This window comes from Rhizobium sp. P38BS-XIX (assembly GCF_012641435.1).
GTDB lineage: Bacteria > Pseudomonadota > Alphaproteobacteria > Rhizobiales > Rhizobiaceae > Rhizobium.
On record NZ_JABAIJ010000001.1, the window covers coordinates 1,004,674 to 1,030,974 of the forward strand.

Annotated in this window: 28 protein-coding genes, 1 tRNA gene, 1 pseudogene and 2 riboswitches; of the genes and pseudogenes, 13 read left to right on the plus strand and 17 right to left on the minus strand. The window is 59.1% G+C overall.

Going from position 1 to position 26,301, the window contains the following annotated elements:
- Window positions 1–5 precede the first annotated feature (5 nt).
- Together HGP17_RS04895 and HGP17_RS04900 are read right to left on the minus strand one after the other, a co-directional pair.
- Window positions 6–542 (minus strand): hypothetical protein, encoded by a 537-nt coding sequence (locus tag HGP17_RS04895; RefSeq protein ID WP_168806418.1) that lies wholly within the window; start codon window positions 540–542, stop codon window positions 6–8.
- 316 nt (window positions 543–858) lie between these two features.
- Window positions 859–1,185 (minus strand): hypothetical protein, encoded by a 327-nt coding sequence (locus HGP17_RS04900; RefSeq protein ID WP_168806420.1) that lies wholly within the window; start codon window positions 1,183–1,185, stop codon window positions 859–861.
- A gap of 498 nt (window positions 1,186–1,683) precedes the next feature.
- Here HGP17_RS04900 and HGP17_RS04905 point away from each other — a divergent pair, with 498 nt between their 5' ends.
- On the plus strand, window positions 1,684–1,845 hold the full coding sequence (locus HGP17_RS04905) for a hypothetical protein (RefSeq protein WP_168806422.1): 162 nt from the start codon (window positions 1,684–1,686) through the stop codon (window positions 1,843–1,845).
- A gap of 111 nt (window positions 1,846–1,956) precedes the next feature.
- Here HGP17_RS04905 and lipB read toward each other — a convergent pair whose 3' ends face one another.
- A complete protein-coding gene (gene lipB / locus HGP17_RS04910) occupies window positions 1,957–2,673 on the minus strand; it encodes a lipoyl(octanoyl) transferase LipB (RefSeq protein ID WP_168806424.1) in 717 nt (238 codons plus the stop codon).
- Between the two features lie 239 nt (window positions 2,674–2,912).
- Here lipB and HGP17_RS04915 point away from each other — a divergent pair.
- Window positions 2,913–2,997, plus strand: a tRNA-Leu gene (locus HGP17_RS04915).
- A 252-nt stretch (window positions 2,998–3,249) separates the two neighbouring features.
- On the opposite strand, the gene HGP17_RS04920 is transcribed toward HGP17_RS04915, so the two are convergent.
- Together HGP17_RS04920 and HGP17_RS04925 are read right to left on the minus strand one after the other, a co-directional pair.
- Window positions 3,250–4,290, minus strand: a complete 1,041-nt coding sequence (locus HGP17_RS04920) for a methyltransferase domain-containing protein (RefSeq protein WP_168806426.1) — start codon at window positions 4,288–4,290, stop codon at window positions 3,250–3,252.
- A gap of 103 nt (window positions 4,291–4,393) precedes the next feature.
- Window positions 4,394–4,816, minus strand: coding sequence for a helix-turn-helix transcriptional regulator (locus HGP17_RS04925; protein WP_168806428.1), 423 nt, complete (start codon window positions 4,814–4,816; stop codon window positions 4,394–4,396).
- Window positions 4,817–5,034: 218 nt separating this feature from the next.
- On the opposite strand from HGP17_RS04925, the gene HGP17_RS04930 reads away from it, so the two are divergent.
- The 6 genes from HGP17_RS04930 (at window position 5,035) to sugE (ending at window position 11,155) form a co-directional block, all read left to right on the plus strand.
- Complete coding sequence (locus HGP17_RS04930) at window positions 5,035–5,970, plus strand: DMT family transporter (RefSeq protein ID WP_168806430.1); 936 nt, start codon at window positions 5,035–5,037, stop codon at window positions 5,968–5,970.
- 79 nt (window positions 5,971–6,049) lie between these two features.
- On the plus strand, window positions 6,050–8,059 hold the full coding sequence (locus HGP17_RS04935) for an acetyl/propionyl/methylcrotonyl-CoA carboxylase subunit alpha (RefSeq protein ID WP_168806431.1): 2,010 nt from the start codon (window positions 6,050–6,052) through the stop codon (window positions 8,057–8,059).
- 162 nt (window positions 8,060–8,221) lie between these two features.
- Entirely contained in the window at window positions 8,222–9,349 is a 1,128-nt protein-coding gene (locus HGP17_RS04940) for an S-(hydroxymethyl)glutathione dehydrogenase/class III alcohol dehydrogenase (protein ID WP_168806434.1), read from the plus strand.
- A gap of 59 nt (window positions 9,350–9,408) precedes the next feature.
- The gene (locus HGP17_RS04945) at window positions 9,409–9,873 is read left to right on the plus strand and encodes a YaiI/YqxD family protein (RefSeq protein ID WP_168806436.1); all 465 of its coding nucleotides are present in this window, start codon (window positions 9,409–9,411) and stop codon (window positions 9,871–9,873) included.
- Window positions 9,870–10,700: an S-formylglutathione hydrolase gene (gene fghA / locus HGP17_RS04950; RefSeq protein ID WP_168806438.1), complete on the plus strand. Its 831-nt coding sequence runs from the start codon at window positions 9,870–9,872 to the stop codon at window positions 10,698–10,700. Before HGP17_RS04945 ends, fghA begins: the two co-directional genes overlap by 4 nt.
- A 140-nt stretch (window positions 10,701–10,840) precedes the next feature.
- Window positions 10,841–11,155 carry a quaternary ammonium compound efflux SMR transporter SugE gene (gene sugE / locus HGP17_RS04955; protein ID WP_168806440.1) on the plus strand — a complete coding sequence of 105 codons (315 nt, stop codon included), beginning with the start codon at window positions 10,841–10,843 and terminating at the stop codon, window positions 11,153–11,155.
- Between the two features lie 5 nt (window positions 11,156–11,160).
- On the opposite strand, the pseudogene HGP17_RS04960 reads toward sugE, so the two are convergent.
- From HGP17_RS04960 to HGP17_RS04995, 8 genes and pseudogenes are all read right to left on the minus strand, one after another.
- Window positions 11,161–11,547: pseudogene (locus tag HGP17_RS04960) on the minus strand (DoxX family protein).
- Between the two features lie 132 nt (window positions 11,548–11,679).
- Window positions 11,680–12,072 (minus strand): DoxX family protein, encoded by a 393-nt coding sequence (locus tag HGP17_RS04965; protein WP_168806442.1) that lies wholly within the window; start codon window positions 12,070–12,072, stop codon window positions 11,680–11,682.
- Window positions 12,073–12,195: 123 nt separating this feature from the next.
- A complete protein-coding gene (locus HGP17_RS04970; protein ID WP_168806444.1) occupies window positions 12,196–13,728 on the minus strand; it encodes an acyl-CoA carboxylase subunit beta in 1,533 nt (510 codons plus the stop codon).
- A 63-nt stretch (window positions 13,729–13,791) separates the two neighbouring features.
- Window positions 13,792–14,262, minus strand: a complete 471-nt coding sequence (locus tag HGP17_RS04975; protein WP_168806446.1) for a hypothetical protein — start codon at window positions 14,260–14,262, stop codon at window positions 13,792–13,794.
- Window positions 14,263–14,331: 69 nt separating this feature from the next.
- On the minus strand, window positions 14,332–15,117 hold the full coding sequence (locus HGP17_RS04980; RefSeq protein ID WP_168806448.1) for an ATP12 family chaperone protein: 786 nt from the start codon (window positions 15,115–15,117) through the stop codon (window positions 14,332–14,334).
- A 9-nt stretch (window positions 15,118–15,126) separates the two neighbouring features.
- A complete protein-coding gene (locus tag HGP17_RS04985; RefSeq protein WP_168806450.1) occupies window positions 15,127–15,780 on the minus strand; it encodes an HAD-IA family hydrolase in 654 nt (217 codons plus the stop codon).
- Window positions 15,777–16,775: an RluA family pseudouridine synthase gene (locus HGP17_RS04990; RefSeq protein ID WP_168806452.1), complete on the minus strand. Its 999-nt coding sequence runs from the start codon at window positions 16,773–16,775 to the stop codon at window positions 15,777–15,779. Before HGP17_RS04990 ends, HGP17_RS04985 begins: the two co-directional genes overlap by 4 nt.
- Before the next feature lie 185 nt (window positions 16,776–16,960).
- On the minus strand, window positions 16,961–17,494 hold the full coding sequence (locus tag HGP17_RS04995; protein ID WP_168806454.1) for a copper chaperone PCu(A)C: 534 nt from the start codon (window positions 17,492–17,494) through the stop codon (window positions 16,961–16,963).
- A gap of 168 nt (window positions 17,495–17,662) precedes the next feature.
- A riboswitch (glycine riboswitch) is annotated at window positions 17,663–17,746 on the plus strand.
- Between the two features lie 3 nt (window positions 17,747–17,749).
- Window positions 17,750–17,827, plus strand: a riboswitch (glycine riboswitch).
- Between the two features lie 71 nt (window positions 17,828–17,898).
- Between HGP17_RS04995 and gcvT the strand changes: the two genes are divergently transcribed.
- The 5 genes from gcvT (at window position 17,899) to HGP17_RS05020 (ending at window position 23,343) form a co-directional block, all read left to right on the plus strand.
- Entirely contained in the window at window positions 17,899–19,035 is a 1,137-nt protein-coding gene (gcvT, locus tag HGP17_RS05000; RefSeq protein WP_168806456.1) for a glycine cleavage system aminomethyltransferase GcvT, read from the plus strand.
- A 25-nt stretch (window positions 19,036–19,060) separates the two neighbouring features.
- A complete protein-coding gene (gcvH, locus tag HGP17_RS05005; RefSeq protein ID WP_168806458.1) occupies window positions 19,061–19,423 on the plus strand; it encodes a glycine cleavage system protein GcvH in 363 nt (120 codons plus the stop codon).
- Window positions 19,423–22,287 carry an aminomethyl-transferring glycine dehydrogenase gene (gene gcvP / locus HGP17_RS05010; RefSeq protein ID WP_168806460.1) on the plus strand — a complete coding sequence of 955 codons (2,865 nt, stop codon included), beginning with the start codon at window positions 19,423–19,425 and terminating at the stop codon, window positions 22,285–22,287. Before gcvH ends, gcvP begins: the two co-directional genes overlap by 1 nt.
- A 149-nt stretch (window positions 22,288–22,436) precedes the next feature.
- Complete coding sequence (locus HGP17_RS05015; RefSeq protein ID WP_168806462.1) at window positions 22,437–23,057, plus strand: alpha/beta hydrolase; 621 nt, start codon at window positions 22,437–22,439, stop codon at window positions 23,055–23,057.
- 1 nt (window position 23,058) lies between these two features.
- Window positions 23,059–23,343 (plus strand): addiction module antidote protein, encoded by a 285-nt coding sequence (locus HGP17_RS05020; RefSeq protein ID WP_168806464.1) that lies wholly within the window; start codon window positions 23,059–23,061, stop codon window positions 23,341–23,343.
- 33 nt (window positions 23,344–23,376) lie between these two features.
- On the opposite strand, the gene HGP17_RS05025 is transcribed toward HGP17_RS05020, so the two are convergent.
- The 4 genes from HGP17_RS05025 to HGP17_RS05040 all read right to left on the minus strand — a co-directional run bounded on the left by HGP17_RS05025 (window position 23,377) and on the right by HGP17_RS05040 (window position 26,299).
- Window positions 23,377–24,069 (minus strand): transporter, encoded by a 693-nt coding sequence (locus tag HGP17_RS05025; RefSeq protein ID WP_168806466.1) that lies wholly within the window; start codon window positions 24,067–24,069, stop codon window positions 23,377–23,379.
- A gap of 130 nt (window positions 24,070–24,199) precedes the next feature.
- Complete coding sequence (gene sufA / locus HGP17_RS05030; protein WP_168806468.1) at window positions 24,200–24,589, minus strand: Fe-S cluster assembly scaffold SufA; 390 nt, start codon at window positions 24,587–24,589, stop codon at window positions 24,200–24,202.
- A gap of 76 nt (window positions 24,590–24,665) precedes the next feature.
- The gene (locus HGP17_RS05035) at window positions 24,666–25,046 is read right to left on the minus strand and encodes an SUF system Fe-S cluster assembly protein (RefSeq protein WP_168806470.1); all 381 of its coding nucleotides are present in this window, start codon (window positions 25,044–25,046) and stop codon (window positions 24,666–24,668) included.
- 11 nt (window positions 25,047–25,057) lie between these two features.
- The gene (locus tag HGP17_RS05040) at window positions 25,058–26,299 is read right to left on the minus strand and encodes a cysteine desulfurase (RefSeq protein ID WP_168806472.1); all 1,242 of its coding nucleotides are present in this window, start codon (window positions 26,297–26,299) and stop codon (window positions 25,058–25,060) included.
- Window positions 26,300–26,301: the final 2 nt, after the last annotated feature.

Here is a 26,301-nt window from a genome sequence, read left to right on the forward strand (position 1 = left end):
AATAATCAGCCCTTGAGCTTGGAGTTGCAGAGGCTGTAGTAGCCGCCGCCCTTCTGGATCCACTTCAGGCCGCCGAGCGAATTGCTGGCCTTGGCCGAATTGTAAGCGTCGACGCAGGTGTGGAAGCGGCCCTTGCCGGGCGTTTCGCTGGCATATTTCGCATCAACCTTTGCCGGGAAGGTTACGCCGGCCGGCGCAGCAGTCGTCGGCTTTGCCGGTTCCTTTGCCGGCGGCTTCGTGGAGTCCGGCTCTTCGGCATCAACCTTGGCTGCAGCGGTGGTCTTCGCTGTCTTCGCCGGGGTCGTGGCAGCCGGTGCAGTTGCAGCCGGAGCGGTCGTCGTGGTTGCGCTGGCGTCGGCGCTGCACTGCGTCGCGCGGAAGTCGTTCCACTTCTGGCCGTTCAGGGTGCCGGCAGTCTTGGCAGCCTGATATTTGGCGCTGCACTCTTTCATCGTGAGTGCTGAAGCTGAAGAAGCGAGGCCCATCGAGCCTACAACTGCAAGAGACGCAAAAGACATCAACAGAATGGCACGACTTGTCATTGGCATTTCCTCCGCTCTATGACGAATGTCGAAACTATTAATCGTATCGTCCCCTTCGATTGTCAATCGACACGCGATTTCGGGGCGACGGATGACACCATATGCGGTCGAACATGAACGCAAACTGTACGAAAATAGCTATCGGAAAGAGCGACTTAACCTGAAAAGCAATCTGTGATGGCAGGGCGCTGCATGCCGGTTTCAGCCCATAAGACATCCGACAAAGTCCCGATATGACACGCTCATCACGCTGCCATAGTCGTGACCTCGAATGATGTCTGTGAAGACTTATACCGTAACGGGATCCCTGCCCTTGCTACTGACACATCAGATAGGCGTGCGGCACGCAGGTGCAGGCATAGGACGGCGTCGGGCACGTATTGTCCTGCAAAGTGCGATCATCACAATTGCACGTGACGAAATAGGACGAATTATTCGGCAGCTTCAGGATGCTGGAGGTAGAGTAGCCACTGCCGAGATCGGCGCGCCGGTAGCTGAAGCTTGATGCGGAATTGCCTGCATCCGGTTTGGTCGCTGTTTGGGCTTGCGCCATGGTGGGTGTAATGGCCAACGCCAACGCCAGAACCAACGATAGCCTGCTGCCAACCCCACGGTATCTTTTTGCGCCGATAACCGCTCTCATCTCTGTTATTCTCCATGGATGCTTCATCGCGACAAGGACCTGGGACTCCTTATCGTCGCAAAACGCTAGCATCGCCGGACCAGCCCTGAAAGCCAACCGAACCGCGCAATCGTTCCGTGACGATCACGCTTTCTCGATATACGAACCGGCACGACATGCAGGTCGACAAGGAGACTGTAGCTCTTAAGCCTTGAAGTGTGTTTTTACCGCCCTACACTCTTAGAGGCAGTTCCCCTCTCTATGCCCTGGATGCTCTCCCTTCCAGGGCATTTTTCTTTTTTGAAGCAGAGGTCAGATGGCACTGGAGATTGCGCCAGGATTGGCTTCAGCACTCATGGCGCATGTCACTTCATGTTTTCAGTCAGGCGCTTGGAAATGATTCGCCAAGCCCTCATCATCAGCGTAGATTGAATTTACCGCTGGCCACCCGAACCCGTAGGCGCCGGCGGCTGAGAGAGCTGACATACTCTCGCCTGCAGAGGTCAAGGAGCTACCGGCATGACCTCGCATAACAATCGCGATAATATCCTGAGTGACCAGAAGCTGCACGATCTCCTTAAAGCGGAAGTCGAGCTGGAGCGCTTAGGTGAATTCAAGCGCGATACGCCGACGCAGAGCGAATTGCCTGCCGAAGAACGTGCAGAAGAATCGATTCTGTAACCGCATGATTTCGAGTAATGCCCGCGGCCGCAGACACGACCTGCGACTGCACCGCATTTTTGCGCGCGCTGACTTAGCCGACGCCGACAACCACGGAGCTTGAGCCAGCGCTTAAGCGTCGTTGACGGTCTGGCCGAAGACTTCCTCAAATGCGTCGCGCAGGCGAATATCGACATCCGTCATCATGACAGGCAGGCCAAGATCGACAAGGCTCGTCACACCATAAGCCGAGATCCCACACGGAACGATCCCGGTAAAGTGGCCGAGGTCGGGATCGACATTCAAAGAAAGCCCGTGAAACGTCACCCATTTGCGCACGCGGATGCCCAGGGCTGCGATCTTGTCTTCGGTCATGCCGCCATCGGGCAGGAGCGGCTTTTCCGGGCGCCGCACCCAGACGCCGACGCGATCTTCCCTTCGCTCGCCACGCACATTCATCGAATCGAGCGTGCGAATGATGACTTCCTCGAGCGCGCCGACGAAGGCGCGGATATCCTGCCGACGACACTTGAGGTCAAGCATGACATAGGCAACACGCTGCCCCGGCCCATGATAAGTGTATTCGCCACCGCGTCCCGTCGCGAAAACGGGGAATCGATCCGGCTCGATGAGATCGGCGGAATTCGCGCTCGTTCCCGCTGTATAAAGCGGCGGATGCTCAACCAGCCAGACGAGCTCCGGCGCTTGCCCCTCGGCGATGGCCGCCACCTCCGCTTCCATGGTGGCAACGGCTTCTTCATAGGGGACAAGGTGATCGCTGATGCGCCAGCGAACGGGTGGCGTGCCTTGGGCGGGAAGCATCTGGTGAGAAAGTTCTGTACGAAGCATATGGCAGTCCTTTACGCGCCGCCGGCCGCACATGTGGAAATCCTGCGCGCTGACGGATTATCCACATATGGCGCTATTCGGGCGCGAATTCAAACATCTAAGGCGTTTCCACCGCATTCGTGGCGTCGCAATCGAAGGCCCTGTGAAGGAATTTAAAAAAACTGACATATCGCTCTTGTGCCCCCCGAATGCTTTTGCTACATGCAGCCGCGCCGGAGCAATTCGGCGCCTACCACGATGCGGTCGTGGCGGAATTGGTAGACGCGCAGCGTTGAGGTCGCTGTGGGGCAACCCGTGGAAGTTCGAGTCTTCTCGACCGCACCAAGAACCCGGCTTAGGCCGGGTTTTTTGTTTTTAAACAATGCCTTGAGAATGAAAATGAATATGTCTCAGCACGAGACCAGGCGCGGGACACCACTTGCCCATTGCCGTCCTCAAGACGCCATCCAATAAATACATGAACTGTGGATGCATGACATCCGAGCGACACGACAGATCTGATTGAATCTGCGCGCCCACTCGAATGTATGAGACACTCAAGCAGCTTCTTACGGGAAAAGTCGCCACAGCGCTCCTTTAGGACGAAACCAGATCGCTGAAGCGGTTCTTCAATCCCTTCGCAACGTATCTGACAAATGAAGGACGAGCGATCCTGACCTTCCGAAAACCACGTCCTTGCTCTCTTGCTGACAACGCCAATAGCTGCATCCGATCGTGATGGCTGATCGGCTTGCGGTCGACGAGGCGAAGATGAGCGAAGAATTCATGTTCTCGCGTCGTCGATACAAAATCCAGTGCAAGACGGCTTACTCCGATCGCATGGCACTCCTGCGCCAACAAGGCAAAGCTGGCCGGGGTGAACACCGAAGCGTGGCAATCCTCATAATTGTTTGGCGTATGGACGTGATCGGCAAAATAGCGTGCATGCGCGTCTTCAAGGCTCATATTCAGGAAGGTCAGATCGCGCACCTTATGCTTTGGGTCGCTCCAGGCAAGCTCCGCGCATTTGGCGGCCGCCAGCGTCGCATAATCAAAAAGCACCACATCGTTGTGAAAGGCGGGATTCTGTCTGAATGCTGACAACCATTGCCCTATTGTCGTGATTGGCCTGAAAAGATCGAAGCAATGCCGCTTATCCGGCAGTGCCAAAGTCACGTAACCGCCGGGCTTGAGTAAGCGCGCGCAACTGTTCAGAAACCCGATCGGGTTTGGCAGATGTTCAAGGACATGGCTGAGAATAATGACCTCGAAGGTTCCGTGATGCTCCTCAGAAACTGAATCGGCTAGATCACCGGAACTCCAAACGAAATCCACGTCCTCGATGCTGTCCGGATCGTAGCCGGCATAAGCATATTGCCGCAGCAAGCCGGCACGATCCATCTTATCGACTGTAAAGGCATTGAAACCCTTGCTCTTCGGTGCGAGTGGTCGGGCCAGCGGGCCGATTTCGAGAACCTTGGTCGTTTGGCTGATATGTTTGCGCAGCCGTCGCCCCCGACTTTGATAGGGGTTGATCCAACTCGGTGTAACAAGTGACGGTGAAAGATCCGATGCCAGTGTGCCACGAGCTGTTCCCCCGAACAGCTGTCGGATCGACGTATAGATTCGCGATAGCATTATGCCCCCATATGCTGAGCGCTATCCTTGCCCCCAAGATAGCGCTACAACTTTTTAGACGCATTTTTCAATTAGCGATAGTTTGATTTTCGGCCCGCAACGCCTAATGCGCCACATCCTTGCTGACATTGCGCAACTGGATCTGATGATCGAGCCGTTCGACCTGACGCGTGGTTGCTTCGATCAGCCGGCCGATTTCCTGATAGGCTGCCTGAAGGCGGGAGAGCTCGTTTCGCACGGCGGCAAGCACCCGCTCGTCGCTATCCTCGCCGGGGCCGTCGCCTGTTCCCGTCATCAGCCATGCCGGGGAAACGCCAAACAAGGCGGACATCTTGACCAGCGCCGATGGCATCGGTTCCGAGCGATCGGATTCCCAGGCAAGCATGGTCTCCTCGCTAACGCCGAGCTGGCTTGCAAGCGCCTCAAGGCTTATGCCGGCCGCATCGCGGGCCATCGACATCCGCCCGCCCAAAGTGTCGCCACCCTCATCCGCAAAAATGGTCGTCTCTTGTTCGCTCTTGAACATGGATGAGATCCCCTTTCCTGGTCGCGCCTGAAATATCCGACGCCTGTATGTTTTAACCGTTTCAAAAGACACAGATAGGTCTAAGGGCGTCATCTCGCCACCATGATCTGTCCCAAATGGAAAAGTCGATGGCCCTCGCTTCATCAAGGTCTTGCCGTTCCCGGACTTGTATGTGATCGCTTCTTGATCGCCTGTCGTTCCTGTGTTTGATGTCCGTCATGTCCACCGCTCCCGTCGCTCCCGAAAAACAGAATACGCTTCAAGGCATGACGATCATGGCAAGCTCCATGATCATGCTGCCGATGATGGACGCGATCGCCAAATATATGGCGAGCTTCGAAGGCATGTCGCCGGGACAGGTGACCTTCTATCGCTTCTTCTTTCAGCTGGTGTGCATGCTGCCCTTGCTGGCCACGGTCTCGGGCCGAGCGGCATTCTCGGCAAAGCGCCCTTGGCTCAATCTTCTGCGGGGCGCCCTGCACGGCGCAGCGAGTCTGCTGTTTTTTGCCGCGGTCAAATACATGCCGCTCGCCGATGTCTTTGCGATCTATTTCGTCGAGCCCTTCATGCTGACGGCACTGTCGGCCCTGTTTCTCGGTGACAAGGTCGGATGGCGCCGTTGGCTTGCGATCGCCATCGGTTTCGGCGGAGCGATGATCGTCATCCAGCCGAGCTTCGAGATTTTCGGCCTGAAGGCACTCCTGCCCGTTGCCTGCGCATTTCTCTACGCGGTCTACCTCTTCATGAACCGTGCAGTCGGCGAGGCCGACTCGCCATTGACGATGCAGATCATGGCCGGCGCCGGCGGCACACTCTTCATGACATTGGCCCTCATCGCCGGAGCATGGTCCGGCGTCGGCGATTTTGAGCCTTCGCTACCAGCCTCCAGCCTAGGTCTTGTGCTTCTGCTGATCCTGGGCTCGATCTCGGGCTATGTGCACATGCTTGTCGTTCGCGCTTTCCGATTGGCGCCCTTATCCTTGCTTGCACCTTTTCAGTATTTCGAGATTATCTCGGCCACGATCCTGGGCTATGCGATCTTCGGAGATTTTCCCAATCTCTCCAAATGGATCGGCATTGCCATCATCGTCAGTTCCGGACTTTTCATCATCTGGCGCGAACGCGTGCAGTCGCGATCGGCAAAATCCGCCTGAACACCCATCTTGCGCATGGACCGGTGATGTCGTTTGTGGCTAAAACACTGACACGGAAGACGTATTGGGCGGAGATTGCATGTTCAAGAAAATCCTGATCGCCAATCGCGGCGAGATCGCCTGCCGCGTGATCAAGACCGCGCGCCGTATGGGTATCCTCACGGTCGCCGTCTATTCCGATGCTGATCGGGATGCCCTGCATGTCGAAATGGCAGATGAATCGGTGCATATCGGTCCCGCACCCGCCTCCGAAAGCTATCTCGTCGCCGACAAGATCATCGCCGCCTGCAAAGAGACCGGCGCCGAGGCGGTTCATCCCGGTTATGGCTTCCTTTCCGAGCGCGCCTCCTTCTGCGCGGCGCTGGAAAAGGAAGGCATCGTCTTCATCGGCCCGAAGCCGAAGGCGATCGAAGCCATGGGCGACAAGATCGAATCGAAGAAATTCGCCAATGCCGCCAAGGTCTCCACCGTTCCCGGCCATCTCGGCATCATCGATGACGCCGACCATGCCGAACAGATTGCAGGCGAGATCGGCTATCCCGTCATGATCAAGGCTTCCGCCGGTGGCGGCGGCAAGGGCATGCGCATCGCCTGGAGCAAGGACGAAGTGCGCGACGGCTTCGAGCGCGCCCGTTCGGAGGCGAAGAGCTCCTTCGGCGACGACCGCGTCTTTATCGAGAAGTTCGTCGTCGACCCCCGGCATATCGAAATCCAGGTGCTGGCGGATGCTCATGGCAACGTCGTCTATCTCGGCGAGCGGGAATGCTCCATCCAGCGACGGAACCAAAAGGTCGTGGAAGAGGCTCCCTCGCCTTTCCTTGACGAGGCAACGCGCAAAGCCATGGGCGAGCAGTCCGTAGCGCTCGCCAAGGCAGTCGATTATCAAAGCGCCGGTACGGTCGAATTCATCGTCGATCGAGACCGGAACTTCTATTTCCTCGAAATGAACACGCGCCTACAGGTCGAGCACCCGGTGACCGAGCTCGTGACAGGTATCGATCTCGTCGAGCAGATGATCCGGGTTGCCGCCAACGAGAAGCTGCCGTTCAAGCAGGCGGATATCAAGCTCAACGGCTGGGCGGTCGAAAGCCGCCTCTATGCGGAAGATCCCTACCGCAATTTCCTGCCGTCGATCGGCCGCCTGACCCGCTACCGTCCTCCACGCGAAGGCAGGACGGACAAAACGGTGGTGCGCAATGACACCGGCGTATTCGAAGGCGCGGAAATCTCCATGTATTACGATCCGATGATCGCCAAGCTCTGCACCTGGGCGCCGACGAGGCTCGATGCGATTGAGGCCATGGGGGAAGCTCTTGACGGTTTCGTCGTCGATGGCATCGAGCATAACATGCCGTTCCTCTCCGCACTGATGAAGCATCCGCGCTGGCGCGAGGGTCGGCTTTCGACCGGCTTTATCGCCGAAGAATATCCGGAGGGCTTCGCGCCGGTAACGCCGGATGAGGAACAGACTGCTCTGCTGGCCGCCATCGCCCTGTCTTGCAGCCTGATAGAATCCAATCGCCGCGAGCGTTACGCCGATCGACTGCGCCCTGCCGCGAGTCCCTTGCGCGAAAACTGGATCGTCAGGATCGGCGGGGATTATCTGCCGGTCACACTCCTTGAAGGTGTCGTGACCATTCCGCTTGAAATGGACATGCAGATCGGTAGCAAGACCCTAACCGTGTCGACCGATTGGCGTCCTGGCGACGCCGTGTGGGTCGGCACCATTGGCGATCGCAAGCTGACGGCTCAGATCCGGACCGTATTGAACGGCCTGCGCATCGACTGGCAGGGCATTTCCGTCAGAACGAAGGTATTTACGCCGCGTCAGGCCGAGTTCGACAAACTGATGCCCGTCAAGCTGCCTCCGGATACGTCGAAGCTCCTGCTCTGCCCCATGCCCGGCCTCGTCGTTGCAATTGCCGTTGCCGAGGGACAGGAAGTGAAGGCGGGCGAAACGCTGGCCATAGTCGAAGCGATGAAGATGGAAAACGTCCTGCGCGCTGAACGGGATCTTGTCGTCGGCAAGATCAACGCCAAGCCGGGCGAGAGCCTCGCAGTCGACGCCGTGATCATGGAATTCGCCTGATTCAGAGACTGACGGGCTTCAGTCGTTTCACAGGAACAGCGTGGCAACGGCTCCGCTGAAACATGATAATTGCGACGCTAAGTGTCTGATTTTGGCTTGAGTCATCAAGCGCGCCCGTGGCAATGTCGCCTTGATCAAATCATAGCAGGAAGGGATGAAACCATGGACGTAAGAGCAGCAGTCGCGGTTCAGGCTGGCAAGCCGCTTGAGGTGATGACGGTTCAGCTTGAGGGGCCAAGGGCTGGTGAGGTACTGATCGAGGTCAAGGCGACCGGTCTCTGCCACACCGATGATTTCACCCTGTCGGGTGCCGATCCCGAGGGCCTGTTCCCCGCTATCCTCGGCCATGAAGGTGCCGGCATCGTCGTCGATGTCGGACAGGGTGTCACCTCGGTGAAGAAGGGCGATCACGTCATTCCGCTCTATACGCCCGAGTGCCGCGAATGCCCCTCGTGCCTATCGCGCAAGACCAACCTGTGCACGGCGATCCGCTCGACCCAGGGCCAGGGTGTGATGCCGGACGGCACCTCACGCTTCTCGATCGGCAAGGACAAGATCCATCACTATATGGGCTGCTCGACCTTCGCCAACTACACCGTGCTGCCGGAGATTGCCGTTGCCAAGGTCAATCCTGACGCTCCCTTCGACAAGATCTGCTATATCGGCTGCGGCGTGACGACAGGCATCGGCGCCGTCATCAACACCGCCAAGGTGGAGATGGGCGCAACCGCAATCGTCTTCGGTCTCGGCGGTATCGGCCTCAACGTCATCCAGGGTCTGAAGCTTGCCGGTGCCGACATGATCATCGGTGTCGATCTCAACAATGACAAGAAGGCCTGGGGCGAGCGCTTCGGCATGACGCACTTCGTCAATCCGAAGGAAGTCGGCGACGATATCGTGCCCTACCTCGTCAACATGACGAAGCGCGGAGCCGATCAGATCGGTGGCGCCGACTATACCTTCGACTGCACGGGCAACACCAAGGTGATGCGCCAGGCGCTGGAAGCAAGCCATCGCGGCTGGGGCAAGTCCGTCGTCATCGGCGTTGCCGGCGCCGGCCAGGAGATCTCGACGCGTCCGTTCCAGCTGGTAACGGGCCGCTCATGGATGGGGACGGCCTTCGGCGGTGCCCGTGGCCGCACCGATGTTCCGAAGATCGTCGACTGGTACATGGAAGGCAAAATCCAGATCGATCCGATGATCACCCACACCATGCCGCTCGAAGACATCAACAAGGGCTTCGAACTCATGCATTCCGGCAAAAGTGTCCGAGGCGTCGTCATCTATTGATCGCGCGCGTATGCGGCGCATGAAACATGCGCCGCATATAACTGAAAAGATTTGATATTATGATCTATGTCGATGCCGACGCTTGCCCGGTCAAGCCGGAGATCCTGAAGGTTGCCGAACGCCACGGCATCGAGGTGACCTTTGTCGCCAATTCCGGATTGCGGCCGTCGCGAGACCCCATGGTGCACAACGTCATCGTCTCCAATGCTTTCGATGCTGCCGATAACTGGATTGCAGAACATGCTGGTGCAGGCGATATCGTCGTCACCGCCGACGTGCCGCTTGCGGGCCGCTGCGTTGCTGCCGGGGCGTTGGTGACAGGGCCGACCGGCCGTATCTTCGACAAGACCAATATCGGCATGGCAACGGCCATGCGCGACCTCGGCGCACATCTTCGCGAAACGGGCGAAAGCAAGGGCTACAACGCCGCCTTCTCGCCGCGAGACCGCTCCACCTTTCTCGAAACCTTCGACCGGCTCTGCCGGCGTTCAAAAACCCAACAGACGCCTGGAGGCCAGCCGTGAACATCATTTCTCAGAACACCGCGTTCGGCGGCATGCAAGGTGTCTTCTCGCACGAATCCGAAGCCTGCAAATGCGAGATGACCTTTGCCGTTTTCGTGCCGCCGCAGGCGATCAAGGAGCCTCGGCCGGTTCTCTGGTATCTTTCCGGCCTCACCTGCACCCATGCCAATGTGATGGAGAAAGGTGAATATCGCCGCATGGCGGCCGAACTCGGCCTGATCATCGTCTGCCCGGATACCAGCCCGCGCGGCAATGATGTTCCCGACGAGCTGACCAATTGGCAAATGGGCAAGGGCGCCGGCTTCTATCTCGACGCCACCCAAGCGCCCTGGGCTGAAAACTATCGGATGTACAGCTACATCATCGAAGAGCTGCCTGCGATCATATCAAAGCAATTCCGCGCCGACATGAGCCGTCAGGGAATTTTCGGCCATTCCATGGGCGGTCATGGCGCCATGACGATCGCATTGAAAAATCCCGATCGCTTCAAAAGCTGCTCGGCCTTCGCTCCGATCGTCCAACCGTCAACGGCCGATTGGTCCGCGCCTGCGCTGGAGAAATATCTCGGCAGCGACAAGGCAGCATGGCGCAACTATGACGCCTGCGCACTTGTCGAGGACGGTGCCCGCTTCCCCGAATTTCTCATCGACCAGGGCAAAGCTGACAACTTCCTTGAGAGTGGCTTGAAGCCGTGGCTGTTCCACGAAGTCATCAAAGGCACAGATATCGGTCTGACGCTGCGGATGCACGAGCGCTATGACCATTCCTATTATTTCATTTCCAGCTTCATGGACGATCACCTGAAGTGGCATGCCGAGCGGCTGTAAACGCAAGGATGGCAGGAGCCGCTTGAAATCCGCGGGCGACGAAGGCATATAGAAAATACGCAGACGACTGCGGCGGCCGGCGCCCAAAACCGGCCGTAGACATCGCGGGGACGGCCTCGCTCTTAACGAAGGAGCGTAAAATGGCTTGGTTCCTGCTTTTCCTTGCAGGCCTGTTCGAAGTGGGTTGGGCTGTCGGCCTGAAATATACCGATGGCTTCACGCGGCCGATGTCGACGGTTCTGACCGTCATCTCGATGATCATCAGTGTTGTTCTGCTCGGCCTTGCGGTCAAGACGCTGCCGATGGGCACGGCCTACGCCGTATGGACCGGCATCGGCACCGTTGGCACTGTTCTCCTGGGCATATGGTTGCTGGGGGACCCCGCGACCTTGGTTCGATTGCTTTGCATCGGCTTGATCGTCGCAGGCATCGCCGGCCTCAAGCTGGCGGCCTGACGGGGTCATCGGCGCTGGCGATTGTCCAGCGCCCAGCATCCAGGGCCGGCAAACACCAGAAATAAAAAGATGAAACAGAACAGAATGGCGCCGTCTCCCTGGTTGTTGGCCGGGAAGAAATTCATCGGCATATGCACCATGAAATAGGCAATCGCCATCTCTCAGCTAAGGAGAAAGGCGACAGGCCGAGTGAAGAGACCGAGAAGGATGAGGATGCCGCCGATCAGCTCGATAAGCCCGGCCACGAAGAAGAGCGTCGTGATCGCATAGGGCGCTGTGGGAAAGCCGAAGAGCTTTTGCGTGCCATGCTCGATGAACAGCAACGCAGTCATAAGTCGTAAAGCCGTGAGGGCGGCAGGCTGATAAATCGACAAACGCTTTGACAATGACATTGGGTATCTCCGTTCGAAGGGGAACGCGAAGGAGATACCGTCAAAGGTGCTCTCGTTTCGCCGACTGAACGTCAACACGCGAGAGACGGATTTATTCGGCGGGCCCGTACACCAACCCGCCGAATAAATGGATTACTTCCTGTTGTTGTCGATCGCCAGCAGACCGGGGCCAGCGAAGACCAGGAACAGGAAGATGAAGCAGTAGAGGATTGCTGCGTCACCGCCGTTATTGGCCGGGAAGAAGTTCTTCGGATAATGCGCCATGAAATAAGCGACGGCCATGTTGCCGCAGAGAATGAAGGCGACCGGACGCGTAAAGAAGCCGACGATCGTGGCCAGTCCGCCAACAACTTCAAGGATACCCTGAACAAGAATCAGGGTCGGCAACGGACTCGGAAACTGCCCGCCGGGCGGAAAGCCGAAGAGCTTTTGCAAGCCGTGTTCGATAAACAGAACGCCGGTGACGATACGCAACACAGTAAGAGCATAGGGCTGATATTGATTCAGCCGATCGGAAAGCGCCATTTTAGACTCCAGTTTTAACTCCCCCACGAGGAAGCAATAGAGTGGACGCGCTTGAACGGGAAAACACGGCTTCTGACGTCCAATCAATTTTCCGTGTCAAATCCGTGGCGTGTTGTCACAGATTCATAACGGAATGTTGTCGTGCTTTTTCCAGGGATTGGTCAGATCCTTGTTGCGCAGCATCCGCAGCCCCTGCGCCAACCGTCTGCGGGTCGAGCGCGGCATGATCACTTCGTCGATATAGCCACGTTCTGCAGCAACGAACGGTGACAGGAAGCGATCCTCGTACATCTTCGTATGCGCCGCGATCTTCTCCGGATCGGCGATGTCCTTGCGGAAGATGATCTCAACCGCGCCCTTGGCCCCCATGACGGCAATCTGCGCCGTCGGCCAGGCATAATTCAGATCGCCACGCAGGTGCTTCGAGGCCATGACGTCATAAGCGCCTCCAAATGCCTTGCGGGTGATCACTGTCAGCTTCGGCACGGTCGCCTCGGCATAGGCGAAGAGCAGCTTGGCGCCATGCTTGATCAAGCCACCATATTCCTGCGCCGTCCCCGGAAGGAAGCCAGGCACATCGACGAAGGTCACGATCGGGATATTGAAGCAGTCACAGAAGCGCACGAAACGGGCGGCCTTTCGCGAGGCGTCGCTGTCGAGCACGCCGGCAAGGACCATCGGCTGATTGGCGACAAAGCCGACGGTCGCGCCCTCGATGCGGCCGAAACCGCAGACGATGTTCTTGGCGAAGCTTTCCTGGATTTCGAAGAAGTCGCCCTCGTCCGCCACCTTCAGGATCAGTTCCTTGATGTCGTAGGGCTTGTTGGCGTTGGCTGGGATCAATGTGTCGAGCGATGTATCGGGCTCGGTCACCGATTGATAAGATTCGATCTCGGGAAGAGCGGCCGTATTCGATTGCGGCAGGAAATCGATAAGGCGGCGCACCTGGAGAAGCGTGTCGACATCATTTTCATAGGCACCGTCGGCGATGGACGATTTCATGGTGTGCACCGCGGCGCCGCCTAGCTGCTCCGATGTCACGGTCTCGTTGGTGACGGTTTTTACCACATCCGGCCCGGTGACGAACATGTAGGAGGTATCGCGCACCATGAAGATAAAATCGGTCATGGCTGGCGAATAGACGTCGCCGCCGGCGCAAGGCCCCATGATGACGGAAATCTGCGGGATGACGCCGGAAGCCAGCACATTGCGCTGAAACACCTCGGCATAACCGCCAAGCGCTGCGACACCCTCCTGAATGCGGGCGCCACCGGCATCGTAGATGCCGATGATCGGCGCGCGGTTCTTCAGCGCCATATCCTGCACTTTGGTGATCTTTTCCGCATGTGCCTCAGAAAGAGACCCACCGAAGACCGTGAAATCCTTGGCAAAAATGAAAACCGTTCGACCGTTGACCGTGCCCCAGCCCGTCACCACGCCATCGCCGGCGAATTTGCTCTTTTCCATGCCGAAATCGGTCGAGCGATGCTCGACGAACATATCGAATTCCTCGAAGGAGCCTTCGTCGAGAAAAATGTCGATGCGCTCGCGCGCCGTCAGCTTGCCACGCGCATGCTGCGCATCTATGCGCGCTTGCCCGCCCCCCAGCCTTGCGATCTCGCGGCGACGTTCCAGTTCCTGCAGGATTTCCTTCATGCGGCCCTCTCTCCTTCACTGCCTGGGCTTAGCATGGCCCAGGCATGGTTTGAACCCGCAGGTTCAGTTTGCCAGCCGCGGCATGGTCAGCGAAAATATGGAGCGGACGCGAGCGGCAATATCTTCCGCCATCAGCTCGTCGACAGTCGCCGGGTCGGGTGCGGTTGTCTTTACGTCGAAAGACGCCATGGCGATGACCGGGCCGCCGTCAATTCCGGCGGCATCTATGTTGATCTTGGCACTGCTGCGGTCGCGATTGAACCCGCGAGCGTTGCGAACATCGGTCAGCCGAATGGTGAGTATGACGGGCGGGAGTTGCGCGCTATAGGTCGTTGCCGCGATAGCGGCATTCACCTTGTTGTTGACGGCGGCAATCAGCGCCGGCGAGACTGGCGGCAAGACCTTGTCGGCCACGACGGTGGCGCTACGAACGGCATAGGTCGGAGGTGGAGGGTCGACGGACCAGCTTGAGCAAGCGGCCAGTCCCATACATCCAACGAGCGCCAAAGCGACACCCGACCTCAACAACACCATGATACCCTGCCCGGCTTCCGAACTTGCAAGACGCGAAGATCGATATAAAGGACTGGAATTCAACAATATTCAACTGCGAAGAGCAGAAAAAACATCGGTTGCCGCCTGAAAATCCTCAAAACGCTGTGCACGACGCTGCTCTGCTTCTTCGTCGCTGCCCCAATGCTCGATCGTCCAATCTTCGTCGAGATGGGCGAGCGACCATACGTCGGAAAGCGATAAGAAACCTTCAGCAAAAGCAAGCGCGAGGATAGCCGATCCGGTCAGTGTCGTGATCGTATGCAGGCTCGCAAGTTCCATCGGCGTGTCGTATTTGCGCAAGGCAACAGCGAAAGCCGCGATAGCCTCGCCCGGCTGCTCCTGGTGCATCACGCCTTCAGCCAGGATGAAGCGCGCACCGATTTCTCGCGCCGCCCATTCGATCACCGGATTCCAGCGCTCTGACTGCCGTTCGACGAGCCGCTCAGGCCCGTCGGCGCGATAGCAAAGCAGATCGCTGCCGGAGAAGCGTACGATTTCGTCAAACACCGCGTCGTTTTCCGCCGCAACGCCATCAATCGCCGTGTTGACGAGACGGGTCAAAGGCATGGTCGCAGGGTCGATGACGTCTGTTTGACGCGCCCATTCGGCGGCAACGAGCTTGGCAAGGGCTTCCGTCGGCAGGGCTAGCGAATGCCGTGCCGGCGTCTTCACGATTTTGCCGTCAAGCGCGATGGCGTGACCGTCGTCACCCTTGCTGATCGTGACATCCTTGTAGAAGCGCTTGGGAAGCGGCTTCTTCATCTGGATCTGCGCACGGCGGATCGGGTCGGGATGGCTAAGTCCCTCGGAAAGATCGTTCAACAGGTCGCGCATGGCGTCACCTCAGAGAATATGGCTCAACAGGTCGTTCGGATGGTGGGCGATGGCATCGGCGCCGGCAGTCAGCAGTTCCTCGACGGAGGCATACCCCCAGGCGACACCGATCGCTGTCGCACCCGCCGCCTTCGCCATCTGCATGTCGTAGACCGCATCGCCGATCACGATCGTATCACGCGGATCCATGCCCGTCTCATCGCAGCATTCCGTCACCATCGCCGGATGCGGCTTTGACGGGCAATCGTCGGCAGTCCGCGAAACGATGAAATAGGGCGTAAACTCGTTGACCTCAAGAATGTGGGTCAGGCCGCGACGGGATTTACCCGTGACCGCACCGAGCAGAAGTTCGTCATGTGCAGCCAGCGTTTCGATCAGCGGCTTGATGCCATCGAAAAGCGGCGTCTGCATGTCGGCTTCATCCCGCACACCCGGGAAGATCGACTTGTAGTGCGCGGTCATCGCGATCGCTTCCTCGTCGACATGGGGCTTGTCCTGCATGCGGGCAATGGCGATGTCGAGCGAGAGGCCGATGATCGACTTTGTTACGGACACATCAGGGCGCTTGTAGCCGAAGGCGACGAAGGTTCGTGCCATGACTTCATGGATCAGCCGCACGCTGTCGACCAGCGTGCCGTCGCAATCGAAAAGGACAAGCTTCATTCGTCGTCCGGCTCCCCTGCCGATTCCATGTCAAATCCGAGAAGGTTCCAAGTCTGCACCATATGCGGCGGCAACGGAGCCGTTACGCGCAGGCGCCCGCCGCTCGGATGCGGGATATCGATATGACGCGCGTGCAGATGCAGGCGCTTCTGGACGCCGCCCGGAAAATCCCAGTTCGGATCGTCATCGAAATATTTGGGATCGCCGATGATCGGGTGGCCCATATTGAGCGCGTGAACACGCAGCTGATGGGTACGGCCGGTATAGGGCTCCATCTCGAGCCAGGCGAGGCTCTGGGCTGCCGTCTCAAGCACGCGGTAGTAGGAGATGGCATGATCCGCACCCTCTTCGCCGTGCCTGGCGATGCGCATGCGATCGCCATCGTGCGTCGCTTCCTTCACGAGCCACGTGGAGATCTTATCCTCGTGCTTGCGCGGCACACCCTTCACCAGAGACCAATAGGTCTTCTTGGTGTCGCGTTCGCGGAAGGCCGCGGTCAATTTCTGCGCAGCACCGCGCGTACGGGCAACGACGAGGACGCCGGACGTGTCACGGTCGAGACGATGCACCAGGCGAGGTTTTTCGCCCTTCTTGCTCGTCCATGCCTCCAGCATCTTGTCGATATGGCGCGTGAGGCCCGAACCGCCCTGCACCGCAAGGCCCGCCGGCTTGTTCAGCACGAAGACCTTGTCGTCTTCATGCAAGAGCATGCGCGCAAGAAGTTCGGCATCGCCCGAATGCTTCAATTCGCTCCCGGCGATCGGACCGTCCTTGACACCTTTGGCATCGACGTCGAGCGGCGGCACGCGCACCGTCTGTCCCGGCTGCACGCGCGCATCGGTCTTGACGCGGCCGCCGTCAACGCGCACCTGGCCCGAGCGCAACAGCTTTTGCAGCTGACCGAAGCCGAGCCCCGGAAAATGCACCTTGAACCAACGGTCGAGGCGCATGCCGGCCTCGTCAGGCTCGACCTTAATATGCTCAATCCCGGCCATTCTTCTTCTTTCAAACACCGCAGCATGCCCATGAGATGCCAAACGCGCGTCGGGCGGGGTCATGCGAATTCAAACGACGGGACGATTGGCCCCGCGGCCGGAGATATCCCGGCCTTTTGACGTGGCTTTAGAGCATTTCGACGAAAAGTGGAAACCGGAATTGCAGCGCCGAATAATTTTCTGGCTCAGTTTCCCTTTACCGATACAACGGGCAGATTGATGTCGATCATGCCTGCCTTGTCGAACATCAGCATAACGGGCACCGTCCCACCCTGTTTGAAGGGTGTCTTCACCTGCTTGAACATCATGTGCATCGTATTGGGCGAAAGCATCACGGTCGCGCCGGCGGGAATAGCGATACCACCCTTGATCTCGCGCATCTTCATGATCTCGCCGTCCATCTTCATCTCATGCAACTCAACCTTGCCTGCGGATGACGAGGTGACAGAGGTCAGCTTGTCGTCGGTCTTGCCCGTATTGTGGATGGTAATGTAGCCGCCGCCGACGGGCTGGCCGGGAAGCATGGCGCGAACATAGCCGCCGCTGATATCGAGATCACCAAGCTTGGCCGCGGCCGAACCGGACGGCGCCGCACCGGCATCCATATGCATCCCAGGCATGGCTTTCATCGCGCCGCTGTCCTCAGCCATAGCTCCGTTGAGCGGAAGCGAAAAAGCGCCGATCGAAATCAGCAATGCGGCGGCGTGGTTGCGGTTCATGTTCATCTCCTGCCCGTCTCCTCGATCGATGAGAAGGGATAGCCTCTCGCATCCCCGTTGCAAAGGCCCGTAATCATTGCCAAACGCAGGATTGAACGGCGCGACAAAAATTTGTTCAACGGCGACATTTGCCCCTTGCCATCTCGGACCTGGACCGGATAATGGCTCTCGACCTTGTTGGGAGAATCCGGTGCAAGCCGGTGCCGAAGGAGCAACCGCCCCGGAAACTCTCAGGCCAAAGGACCAGCAAGGGGCAGACGGAACTCTGGAGAGAAGCGCGCAAGCGTTCGCCGAAGGGATAACAATCTCAGGCAAGCAGACAGAGGGGGCTCATCGTCAGGCGCAACCGTGCCGAAATTGTGAGCTCTGCGCTTCAAAATGAGCGCGAAACCCGGAGGCGTCATTTGGACGAGACCGCTGCCCTCAAGACCACCCCTCTTCATGCCCTGCATGTGTCGCTCAGTGCCCGCATGGTGCCTTTCGCAGGCTACGACATGCCCGTGCAATATGCGCCCGGCGTGCTGAAGGAACATCTCTGGACCAGATCCTCCGCCGGCCTGTTCGACGTGTCGCATATGGGCCAGGTGACGATCCGCGCCCGTTCCGGCAGATATGAGGACGCGGCGCTGGCTCTCGAAAGCCTCGTGCCCGTCGACCTTCTCGGCCTCGCCGAAGGCCGCCAGCGCTACGGCTTCTTCACTGACGACAAGGGCGGCATCCTCGACGATCTGATGATCACCCATATGGACGACTATCTTTTCGTCGTCGTCAACGCAGCCTGCAAAGAGCAGGACTTCAAACATCTTCAAGACCATATCGGTGATAGCTGCGAAATTACTTTACTCGATCGCGCCCTCATTGCGCTTCAGGGACCGCGCGCCGTCGACGTGCTTGCCGAGCTTTGGGCCGATATCGCCTACATGAAATTCATGGATGTGCGCCATTGTCGTCTCCACGATGTCTCCTGCCTCGTGTCGCGCTCCGGCTATAGCGGCGAAGACGGTTTCGAAATCTCCGTGCCGGCTGACAAGGCCGAGGATATCGCCAAGCGGCTGCTGGAACACCCAGACGTGCAGCCGATCGGCCTTGGAGCCCGCGACTCCCTTCGCCTCGAAGCCGGCCTCTGCCTCTATGGCAACGACATCGACCAAACGACGACGCCGATCGAAGGCGCGCTGGAATGGGCCATTCAGAAGACTCGCAAAACGGGCGGCGCCCGCGCCGGCGGCTTTCCCGGAGCAGCTCGTATTCTAGACGAACTCGATGGCGGCACCTCGCGCCGCCGCGTCGGCCTGAAGCCCGAGGGCAAGGCGCCGGTGCGCGGCCATGCCAAGCTCTATGCCGATGTGGAAGGCAAGACCGAAATCGGTGAGGTCACCTCGGGCGGCTTCGGCCCGAGCGTCGAATCCCCCGTTGCCATGGGCTACCTGCCGACCGATTTCACGGCACCCGGCACCACCGTTTACGCTGAGGTTCGCGGCAAATATCTGCCTGTCGTCGTCAGTGCGCTGCCTTTCATCAAGCCTACCTACAAACGCTGAACGTCTTTTCCAGAGAGGATTACCCATGCTGAAATTCACCGAAGAACATGAGTGGCTGAAGGTTGAAGGCGATGTCGCAACGGTCGGCATCACCGCGCATGCCGCCGAGCAGCTCGGCGATCTCGTTTTCGTGGAATTGCCTGAAGTCGGCTCCAGCTTCTCCAAGGGTGGTGACGCGGCGACCGTCGAATCCGTCAAAGCCGCATCCGAAGTCTATTGTCCGCTCGACGGAGAAATCACCGAAGTCAACGAAGCCATCACCGCCGATCCTGCCCTCGTCAATTCCGATCCGATGGGTGCCGGCTGGTTCTTCAAGCTCAAGCTGAAGAATATCAGCGATCTTGATGGTCTTCTTGATGAATCCGGTTACAAGGAGTTGATCGGATAATGACGACGCCTACGGAATTCACGTTCACCGACTACCAGCCATATGATTTCGCCAATCGTCGCCATATCGGCCCGTCTCCCTCCGAGATGACCGACATGCTCAAGGTGATCGGCTACAAGAGCCTCGACGGCCTGATCGACGCGACTTTGCCGCCGGCGATCCGCCAGAAGGCACCGCTCGCCTGGGGCGCACCCATGACGGAGCGCGAGGCGCTCGACCGCCTGCGCGAGACCGCGAACAAGAACAAGGTTCTCGTTTCGCTGATCGGTCAGGGCTATTACGGCACGATCACGCCGCCGGTCATCCAGCGCAACATTCTGGAAAACCCTGCCTGGTACACGGCCTATACACCCTATCAGCCTGAGATCAGCCAGGGCCGCCTCGAGGCACTCCTGAACTACCAGACGATGATCAGCGACCTCACCGGCCTCGACGTCGCCAATGCGTCCCTGCTCGATGAAGCAACGGCTGCAGCCGAAGGCATGGCAATGGCGGAACGCGTCGCCAAGTCCAAGGCGAAGGCCTTCTTCGTCGACGCCGCCTGCCACCCGCAGACCATCGCGCTGATCAAGACCCGCGCCGAGCCGCTTGGCTGGACCGTCATCGTCGGAAATCCATTCACGGATCTGGATCCGGTCGACGTCTTCGGCGCGATCTTCCAGTATCCGGGCACGCATGGTCACCTCAACGACTTCAGCGGCCTGATCGCACGCCTGCATCAGACCGGCGCCATAGCCATCATGGCGGCTGACCTCCTGGCACTGACACTGCTGAAGTCACCCGGTGAAATGGGGGCGGATATCGCCATCGGTTCGTCGCAGCGCTTCGGCGTTCCTGTTGGTTACGGCGGTCCGCATGCAGCCTATATGGCCGTCAAGGATGCCATCAAGCGCTCCATGCCGGGCCGTCTTGTCGGCGTTTCCGTCGATGCACGCGGCAACCGCGCTTATCGCCTGTCGCTGCAGACGCGCGAACAGCATATCCGCCGCGAAAAGGCGACGTCGAACATTTGCACCGCACAGGTGCTGCTCGCCGTCATGGCTTCGATGTATGCCGTGTTCCACGGTCCGCAGGGCCTGAAGGCAATCGCCCAGCAGGTCCATCAGAAGGCCGTGCTGATGGCCAAGGGGCTGGAAAAGCTCGGCTACACCGTCGAGCCGGAAACCTTCTTCGACACGATTACCGTCGAAGTCGGCCACATGCAGGGTCTCATCCTGCGCGCGGCTGTCGCCGAAGGCGTCAACCTGCGCAAGGTCGGCGAAACGAAGATCGGCATCAGCCTTGACGAGCGCACGCGCCCGGCAACGGTGGAAGCGGTGTGGCGCGCCTTTGGTGGCGATTTCCGCATTGCCGATTTCGAGCCGTCCTATCGTCTGCCGAAGACCCTGCTGCGCACCAGCGAGTACCTGGCGCATCCGATCTTCCACATGAACCGCGCCGAAAGCGAGATGACGCGCTACATCCGTCGTCTGTCGGACCGCGACCTGGCCCTCGACCGCTCCATGATCCCGCTCGGCTCCTGCACCATGAAGCTGAACGCGACAGCGGAAATGCTGCCGATCACCTGGCCGGAATTCTCCGACATCCATCCTTTCGTGCCGGCCGATCAGGCACTCGGCTACCGCGAAATGATCGACGACCTGACGGACAAGCTCTGCGCCGTGACGGGCTATGACGCCTTCTCCATGCAGCCGAACTCCGGTGCGCAAGGCGAATATGCCGGCCTGCTGACCATTCGCAACTACCATATTGCCAATGGCCAAGGTCATCGCGACATCTGCCTCATTCCGACCTCCGCGCACGGCACCAACCCGGCCTCGGCACAGATGGCGGGCATGAAGGTCGTGGTGGTCAAGGTCAGCGACGACGGCGATATCGACATGGCCGACTTCCGCGCCAAGACCGAGCAATATGCCGACAACCTCTCCTGCTGCATGATCACCTACCCTTCGACGCACGGCGTGTTCGAAGAGACGGTGAAGGAGATCTGCGATCTCGTGCACAAGCATGGCGGTCAGGTCTATCTCGATGGCGCCAACATGAACGCCATGGTCGGCCTCTCGCGTCCCGGCGATATCGGCTCCGACGTCAGCCACCTGAACCTGCACAAGACCTTCTGCATTCCGCATGGCGGCGGCGGTCCTGGTATGGGTCCGATCGGCGTCAAGGCGCATCTGGCAACTCACCTGCCCGGCCATCCGGAAACGGACGGCCGCAGCGGCGCGGTCTCGGCGGCAGCCTTCGGTTCGGCCTCCATCCTGCCGATCTCCTGGAGCTATTGCCTGATGATGGGCGGCGAAGGCCTGACGCAGGCAACGAAGGTGGCGATCCTCAACGCCAACTACATCGCTGCCCGCCTGAAGGGCGCTTACGACGTGCTCTACAAGTCCAAGGACGGACGTGTAGCGCATGAATGCATCATCGACACCCGCCCGCTGGTCGCAAGCGCCGGCGTGACCGTCGACGATGTCGCCAAGCGGCTGATCGATTGCGGCTTCCACGCCCCGACTATGAGCTGGCCTGTTGCCGGCACGCTGATGATCGAGCCGACCGAATCGGAAACCAAGGCCGAGCTTGACCGCTTCTGCGAGGCAATGCTGGCGATCCGCGAGGAAGCCCGCGCCATCGAAGACGGCCGGATGGACAAGGCCAACAACCCGCTGAAGAACGCTCCGCACACGGTGGAAGACCTCGTCGGCGAATGGGATCGTCCCTATTCGCGCGAGCAGGCCTGCTTCCCGCCGGGCGCTTTCCGCGTGGATAAATACTGGTCTCCGGTCAACCGTATCGACAATGTCTATGGCGATCGCAACCTGATTTGCACCTGCCCGCCACTGGAGTCCTACGCCGAAGCGGCAGAATAGGATTTTCCGCGAAAAAGCGAAGCGGTTCAGTCGCTTCGCTGGAAACAGACATAAATCTATTGTGAAACTTGTCTATGAAAGCGCCGCGCGTCCGAAAGGAGGCGCGGCGTTTTTCGTAACGCGGCAATGGGGCCCTGGAATTCAGATTTATGCCGGAACAACCGGAATTTCATTTCGTCGTCGGGCGAGCAGGACACTCGTCCCGCCCGCTGCTTCTGCTGCATGGCAGTAGCGGCGATGAAACGTCGTTGGTCCCTCTTGCCGACGCCATCGCGCCTGAACGGACCTATCTTTCGATGCGCGGTCAGGTGCCTTGGGAGTCGGGCTTCGCCTTCTTCTGCCGCAACCCGGATCGCAGCCTGGACTACGTCGATCTCTATGATCGCACGAACGCTATCTGTCGCTTCATCGAAACGGCATTGGCGGATGGAACGCTTGAGCAACCGCCCGTGCTCCTCGGCTTTTCCAATGGCGCGATCATGGCGGCGTCCATTTTCCTCCGGCAACCTCGATTGACAGCAGCCGCAATTCTGATGCGGCCGCTCTCGCCGGTGCCGGACATGAATTTCCCGTCTCTCAGCGGGCTGCCGATCCTGATCACATCGGGCGATCATGATCCACGACGCCAGCGTGGCGATGCCGAACTCATCAGAAATCAATTTGAAAATGCCGGCGCGGATGTCAGCGCACATGTGCTGGCGACCGGTCACGACCTGCATGAGGACGAGACCGGGATCATCCGCGATTGGCTCATACGGAAAGGCTTGTGACATGAACCAGGAGAATCCCCTGAGCACCGACAACCCCGACACCTATATCGCTGCCGCCTTCGCGACCGATGATCCCGCGTCGATTGCCAAAGCGCTGGGCGAAGTCGCCCGCACGCGCAATATGAGCAAGCTTGCCAAGGATGTCGGCATGAACCGTTCCGCCCTCTACCGGGCACTCAGCGGTGACGGCAATCCGGAATTCGCGACAATCCTCAAGGTCGTCAAAGCGCTCGGGCTCAAGCTGACGCCGGTTCCGGCCGCGCATTGTGAATCCGCAACGCTTTGAAGTTGACGCCCGCAACGCTCGGCTTGGGCATGGTCAGCCGATCAACTCCTCCAAGGTCAGAAGGATTAGAAAGCCCGCAAAGAACATCGCCGTCACCCAGGGGCGATCCGGCGTTTCATGGGCTTCGACCAGCAATTCCTCGGTGACGAGATAAAGTAGCGCAATCAGTCCGAACGCAAAGAAGCCTGTAAGAACTGGGCCGGGCAATGACGCGATCGGCGTTCCAAGCAGGGCACCGATCGGCAGCAACAGCGCAAGTGCGGCCGTTACTGTGACGATCTTCGTTCTGGAGCGGACGCTCTCACCCAGTTCGTTCGCCACGGTCAAGCCAAGAAACAGCACTTCGAGCGTCAGCGCGATGGTCAGCAGCAAGCCGACCTTCGGGCCGGCAGCAAAGCCGATGCCAAGTACGAGGCCGTCGATTAGGATGTCGATGCCGATGGCGGCCAACAGGCCGACCGGTCCCTTGGCCCAATCCTCCAGTTGCTTGACCAGCAGCATCACAGCCACGCCGATCACGCCGCCAATCACCGTTGCGAGAGGATAGCCGCGATGCATCACATCGGGCAAAATTTCCCCGGCAGCCGCGGCAAACACCACACCGGAGGCAAAATGCTGGATTGCGCTGACGAGATTGGGGCCGGGCCGCGTATTCACCGCAACCGCGGCACCAACAATGGCCGCGGCAGCCGGGATCAGCGTGTAAACCCATGCCGCAGCCACCATAAGATCCCCCTTGCGCGCCCTGTCGACTTTATCCGGTTCAACCGGTTAGCCAAGGGGACGGCGAGACGATCCTCGGCATGCATGGATCAAAGCATGAAATGCAGCCGCACGAAATATGATGAAGGGCGCTTTAGGCGGGTTGCGCAGCCTGTCGCTGAGCCGCAAGCGCTGCCAGATCGGCAGGCTTCAGTTCGACGGACTCACCGCAACCGCACGCCGATGTCTGGTTCGGATTGGTGAAGATGAAGCCGGAGCGCAGCGTCGTCATCTCGAAGCCCATTTCCGTGCCGAGCAGATAGAGTACGGCAGACGGTTCGACCCAGACCTTCGCGCCATCGCGCTCGATCAGGTCGTCCTTCGCGTTCGGCTCGGTCACCAGGTCGATGGTATATTCCATGCCGGCGCAGCCGCCCTTTTTGATGCCGACGCGAACGCCCTTGGCATCGGGACCGGAGTTACCGACGATCGCCTTGACGCGGGCTGCTGCCGCATCCGTCATGCTCATGACTGCAAAGCCCATGGGCTCATTCTCCTTCCGCAACCGGGGTCAAGATCCGGCGCTTCGAGTCTTAATGTAAAGCCGGCGGCTTAAAGCTTCAATACCAGCCGACAGCGACCTGCGCTTCTTCCGACATGCGATCCGGCGTCCAGGGCGGATCGAAGGTCATGCTGACGTCGACACCGGAAACACCTTCGACAGCGCCGACAGCATTCTCGACCCAGCCCGGCATTTCGCCGGCAACCGGGCAACCAGGTGCGGTCAGCGTCATGACGATCTTCACCATGCGGTCGTCTTCGATATCGATCTTGTAGACCAGACCCAGCTCGAAGATATCGGCGGGAATTTCCGGATCGTAGACCGTCTTCAGCGCCGAGATGATGTCGTCGCTGAGGCGCGCAACCTCATCTTCCGGAATGCTGGAATGCACGATCCCATCGCGCACATCGATCTTCTGTTCGCTTTCGTCGAGTGACATCGCTTGCCTCCTTAGGCAAAGAATTTCCGCGCATATTCCAAGGCATCCGCCAAGGCATCCACCTCGGCGCGCGTATTGTACATGCCGAACGATGCACGGCATGTGGAGGTAACGCCGAAGCGTTTCAAGAGCGGCTGGGCGCAATGGGTGCCGGCGCGAACGGCGACACCCTGCCGGTCGATCACCATCGAGACGTCGTGCGAGTGAATTCCCGCAAGCTCGAAGGAGAAAATACCGCCCTTGCCGGGCGCCGTACCGATGACGCGCAGCGAATTGATATCGCGCAGCCGCTCTGCTGCATAGGCGGCGAGATCGGCCTCATGGCGGGCAATCGCCTCGCGGCCGATACTGTCCATATAGTCGAGCGCATAGCCAAGACCGATCGCCTGAACGATCGGCGGCGTTCCCGCTTCGAAGCGATGCGGCGGCTCGTTATAGGTGACGTTTTCCTCGGTGACGTCGAAAATCATCTCGCCGCCGCCCTGGAACGGCCGCATCTGCGCAAACCGCTCCTTCTTGCCGTAGAGAACGCCGATACCCGAGGGGCCATAGAGCTTGTGACCGGTCATGACGTACCAGTCGCAATCGATATCCTGCACGTCGACAGGCATATGCACGGCACCCTGCGAGCCGTCGATCAGAACCGGAATGCCGCGCTCATGGGCGATGCGGCAGACTTCCTTGACCGGAACGACCGTCCCGAGCGCATTCGACATATGTGTGATGGCGACGAGCTTGGTGCGCTCGGTCAGGCTCTTCTCGAATTCCTCGATATGGAAGGCGCCCTCGTCGTCGACGGGCACCCAGACGAGCTTCGCACCCTGCCGTTCCCTGATGAAATGCCAGGGAACGATATTGGAGTGATGCTCCATGATCGAGACGACGATCTCGTCACCGTCGCCGATTTCGGGCATGCCCCAACCATAGGCAACCGTGTTGATCGCCTCTGTCGAGTTCTTGGTAAAGACGATCTCGTCCACCGACGGCGCATTCAGGAAGCGGCGCACCTTTTCGCGAGCCGCCTCATAGGCTTCCGTCGCTGCATTGGACAGAAAGTGCAGGCCGCGATGCACGTTCGCATATTCGTTGGAATAAGCATGCGAGATGGCATCGATGACGACCTGCGGCTTCTGCGCGGAGGCGCCATTGTCGAGATAGACCAGCGGCTTGCCATGCACCGTTTTCGCCAGGATCGGGAAATCCCGGCGAATGGCTTCGACGTCATAGGCCGTTGCCGGCACGATCTTGTCCACGA

Excerpts from the sequence above, each read along its gene's own strand:
- HGP17_RS04930 (WP_168806430.1), top strand. The coding sequence starts at position 5,035 with ATGTCCACCGCTCCCGTCGCTCCCGAAAAACAGAATACGCTTCAAGGC.
- HGP17_RS04965 (WP_168806442.1), bottom strand. The coding sequence starts at position 12,072 with ATGGCGCTTTCCGATCGGCTGAATCAATATCAGCCCTATGCTCTTACT.
- sugE (WP_168806440.1), top strand. The coding sequence starts at position 10,841 with ATGGCTTGGTTCCTGCTTTTCCTTGCAGGCCTGTTCGAAGTGGGTTGG.
- HGP17_RS04975 (WP_168806446.1), bottom strand. The coding sequence starts at position 14,262 with ATGGTGTTGTTGAGGTCGGGTGTCGCTTTGGCGCTCGTTGGATGTATG.
- HGP17_RS04970 (WP_168806444.1), bottom strand. The coding sequence starts at position 13,728 with ATGAAGGAAATCCTGCAGGAACTGGAACGTCGCCGCGAGATCGCAAGG.
- HGP17_RS04985 (WP_168806450.1), bottom strand. The coding sequence starts at position 15,780 with ATGAAGCTTGTCCTTTTCGATTGCGACGGCACGCTGGTCGACAGCGTG.
- HGP17_RS05025 (WP_168806466.1), bottom strand. The coding sequence starts at position 24,069 with ATGGTGGCTGCGGCATGGGTTTACACGCTGATCCCGGCTGCCGCGGCC.
- HGP17_RS04945 (WP_168806436.1), top strand. The coding sequence starts at position 9,409 with ATGATCTATGTCGATGCCGACGCTTGCCCGGTCAAGCCGGAGATCCTG.
- HGP17_RS05020 (WP_168806464.1), top strand. The coding sequence starts at position 23,059 with ATGAACCAGGAGAATCCCCTGAGCACCGACAACCCCGACACCTATATC.
- HGP17_RS04935 (WP_168806431.1), top strand. The coding sequence starts at position 6,050 with ATGTTCAAGAAAATCCTGATCGCCAATCGCGGCGAGATCGCCTGCCGC.
- HGP17_RS04995 (WP_168806454.1), bottom strand. The coding sequence starts at position 17,494 with ATGAACCGCAACCACGCCGCCGCATTGCTGATTTCGATCGGCGCTTTT.
- HGP17_RS04990 (WP_168806452.1), bottom strand. The coding sequence starts at position 16,775 with ATGGCCGGGATTGAGCATATTAAGGTCGAGCCTGACGAGGCCGGCATG.
- HGP17_RS04920 (WP_168806426.1), bottom strand. The coding sequence starts at position 4,290 with ATGCTATCGCGAATCTATACGTCGATCCGACAGCTGTTCGGGGGAACA.
- gcvH (WP_168806458.1), top strand. The coding sequence starts at position 19,061 with ATGCTGAAATTCACCGAAGAACATGAGTGGCTGAAGGTTGAAGGCGAT.
- HGP17_RS04980 (WP_168806448.1), bottom strand. The coding sequence starts at position 15,117 with ATGCGCGACCTGTTGAACGATCTTTCCGAGGGACTTAGCCATCCCGAC.
- lipB (WP_168806424.1), bottom strand. The coding sequence starts at position 2,673 with ATGCTTCGTACAGAACTTTCTCACCAGATGCTTCCCGCCCAAGGCACG.
- gcvP (WP_168806460.1), top strand. The coding sequence starts at position 19,423 with ATGACGACGCCTACGGAATTCACGTTCACCGACTACCAGCCATATGAT.
- HGP17_RS04900 (WP_168806420.1), bottom strand. The coding sequence starts at position 1,185 with ATGAGAGCGGTTATCGGCGCAAAAAGATACCGTGGGGTTGGCAGCAGG.
- sufA (WP_168806468.1), bottom strand. The coding sequence starts at position 24,589 with ATGGGCTTTGCAGTCATGAGCATGACGGATGCGGCAGCAGCCCGCGTC.
- HGP17_RS04895 (WP_168806418.1), bottom strand. The coding sequence starts at position 542 with ATGACAAGTCGTGCCATTCTGTTGATGTCTTTTGCGTCTCTTGCAGTT.
- HGP17_RS05035 (WP_168806470.1), bottom strand. The coding sequence starts at position 25,046 with ATGTCACTCGACGAAAGCGAACAGAAGATCGATGTGCGCGATGGGATC.
- HGP17_RS04925 (WP_168806428.1), bottom strand. The coding sequence starts at position 4,816 with ATGTTCAAGAGCGAACAAGAGACGACCATTTTTGCGGATGAGGGTGGC.
- HGP17_RS05015 (WP_168806462.1), top strand. The coding sequence starts at position 22,437 with ATGCCGGAACAACCGGAATTTCATTTCGTCGTCGGGCGAGCAGGACAC.
- HGP17_RS04940 (WP_168806434.1), top strand. The coding sequence starts at position 8,222 with ATGGACGTAAGAGCAGCAGTCGCGGTTCAGGCTGGCAAGCCGCTTGAG.
- HGP17_RS04905 (WP_168806422.1), top strand. The coding sequence starts at position 1,684 with ATGACCTCGCATAACAATCGCGATAATATCCTGAGTGACCAGAAGCTG.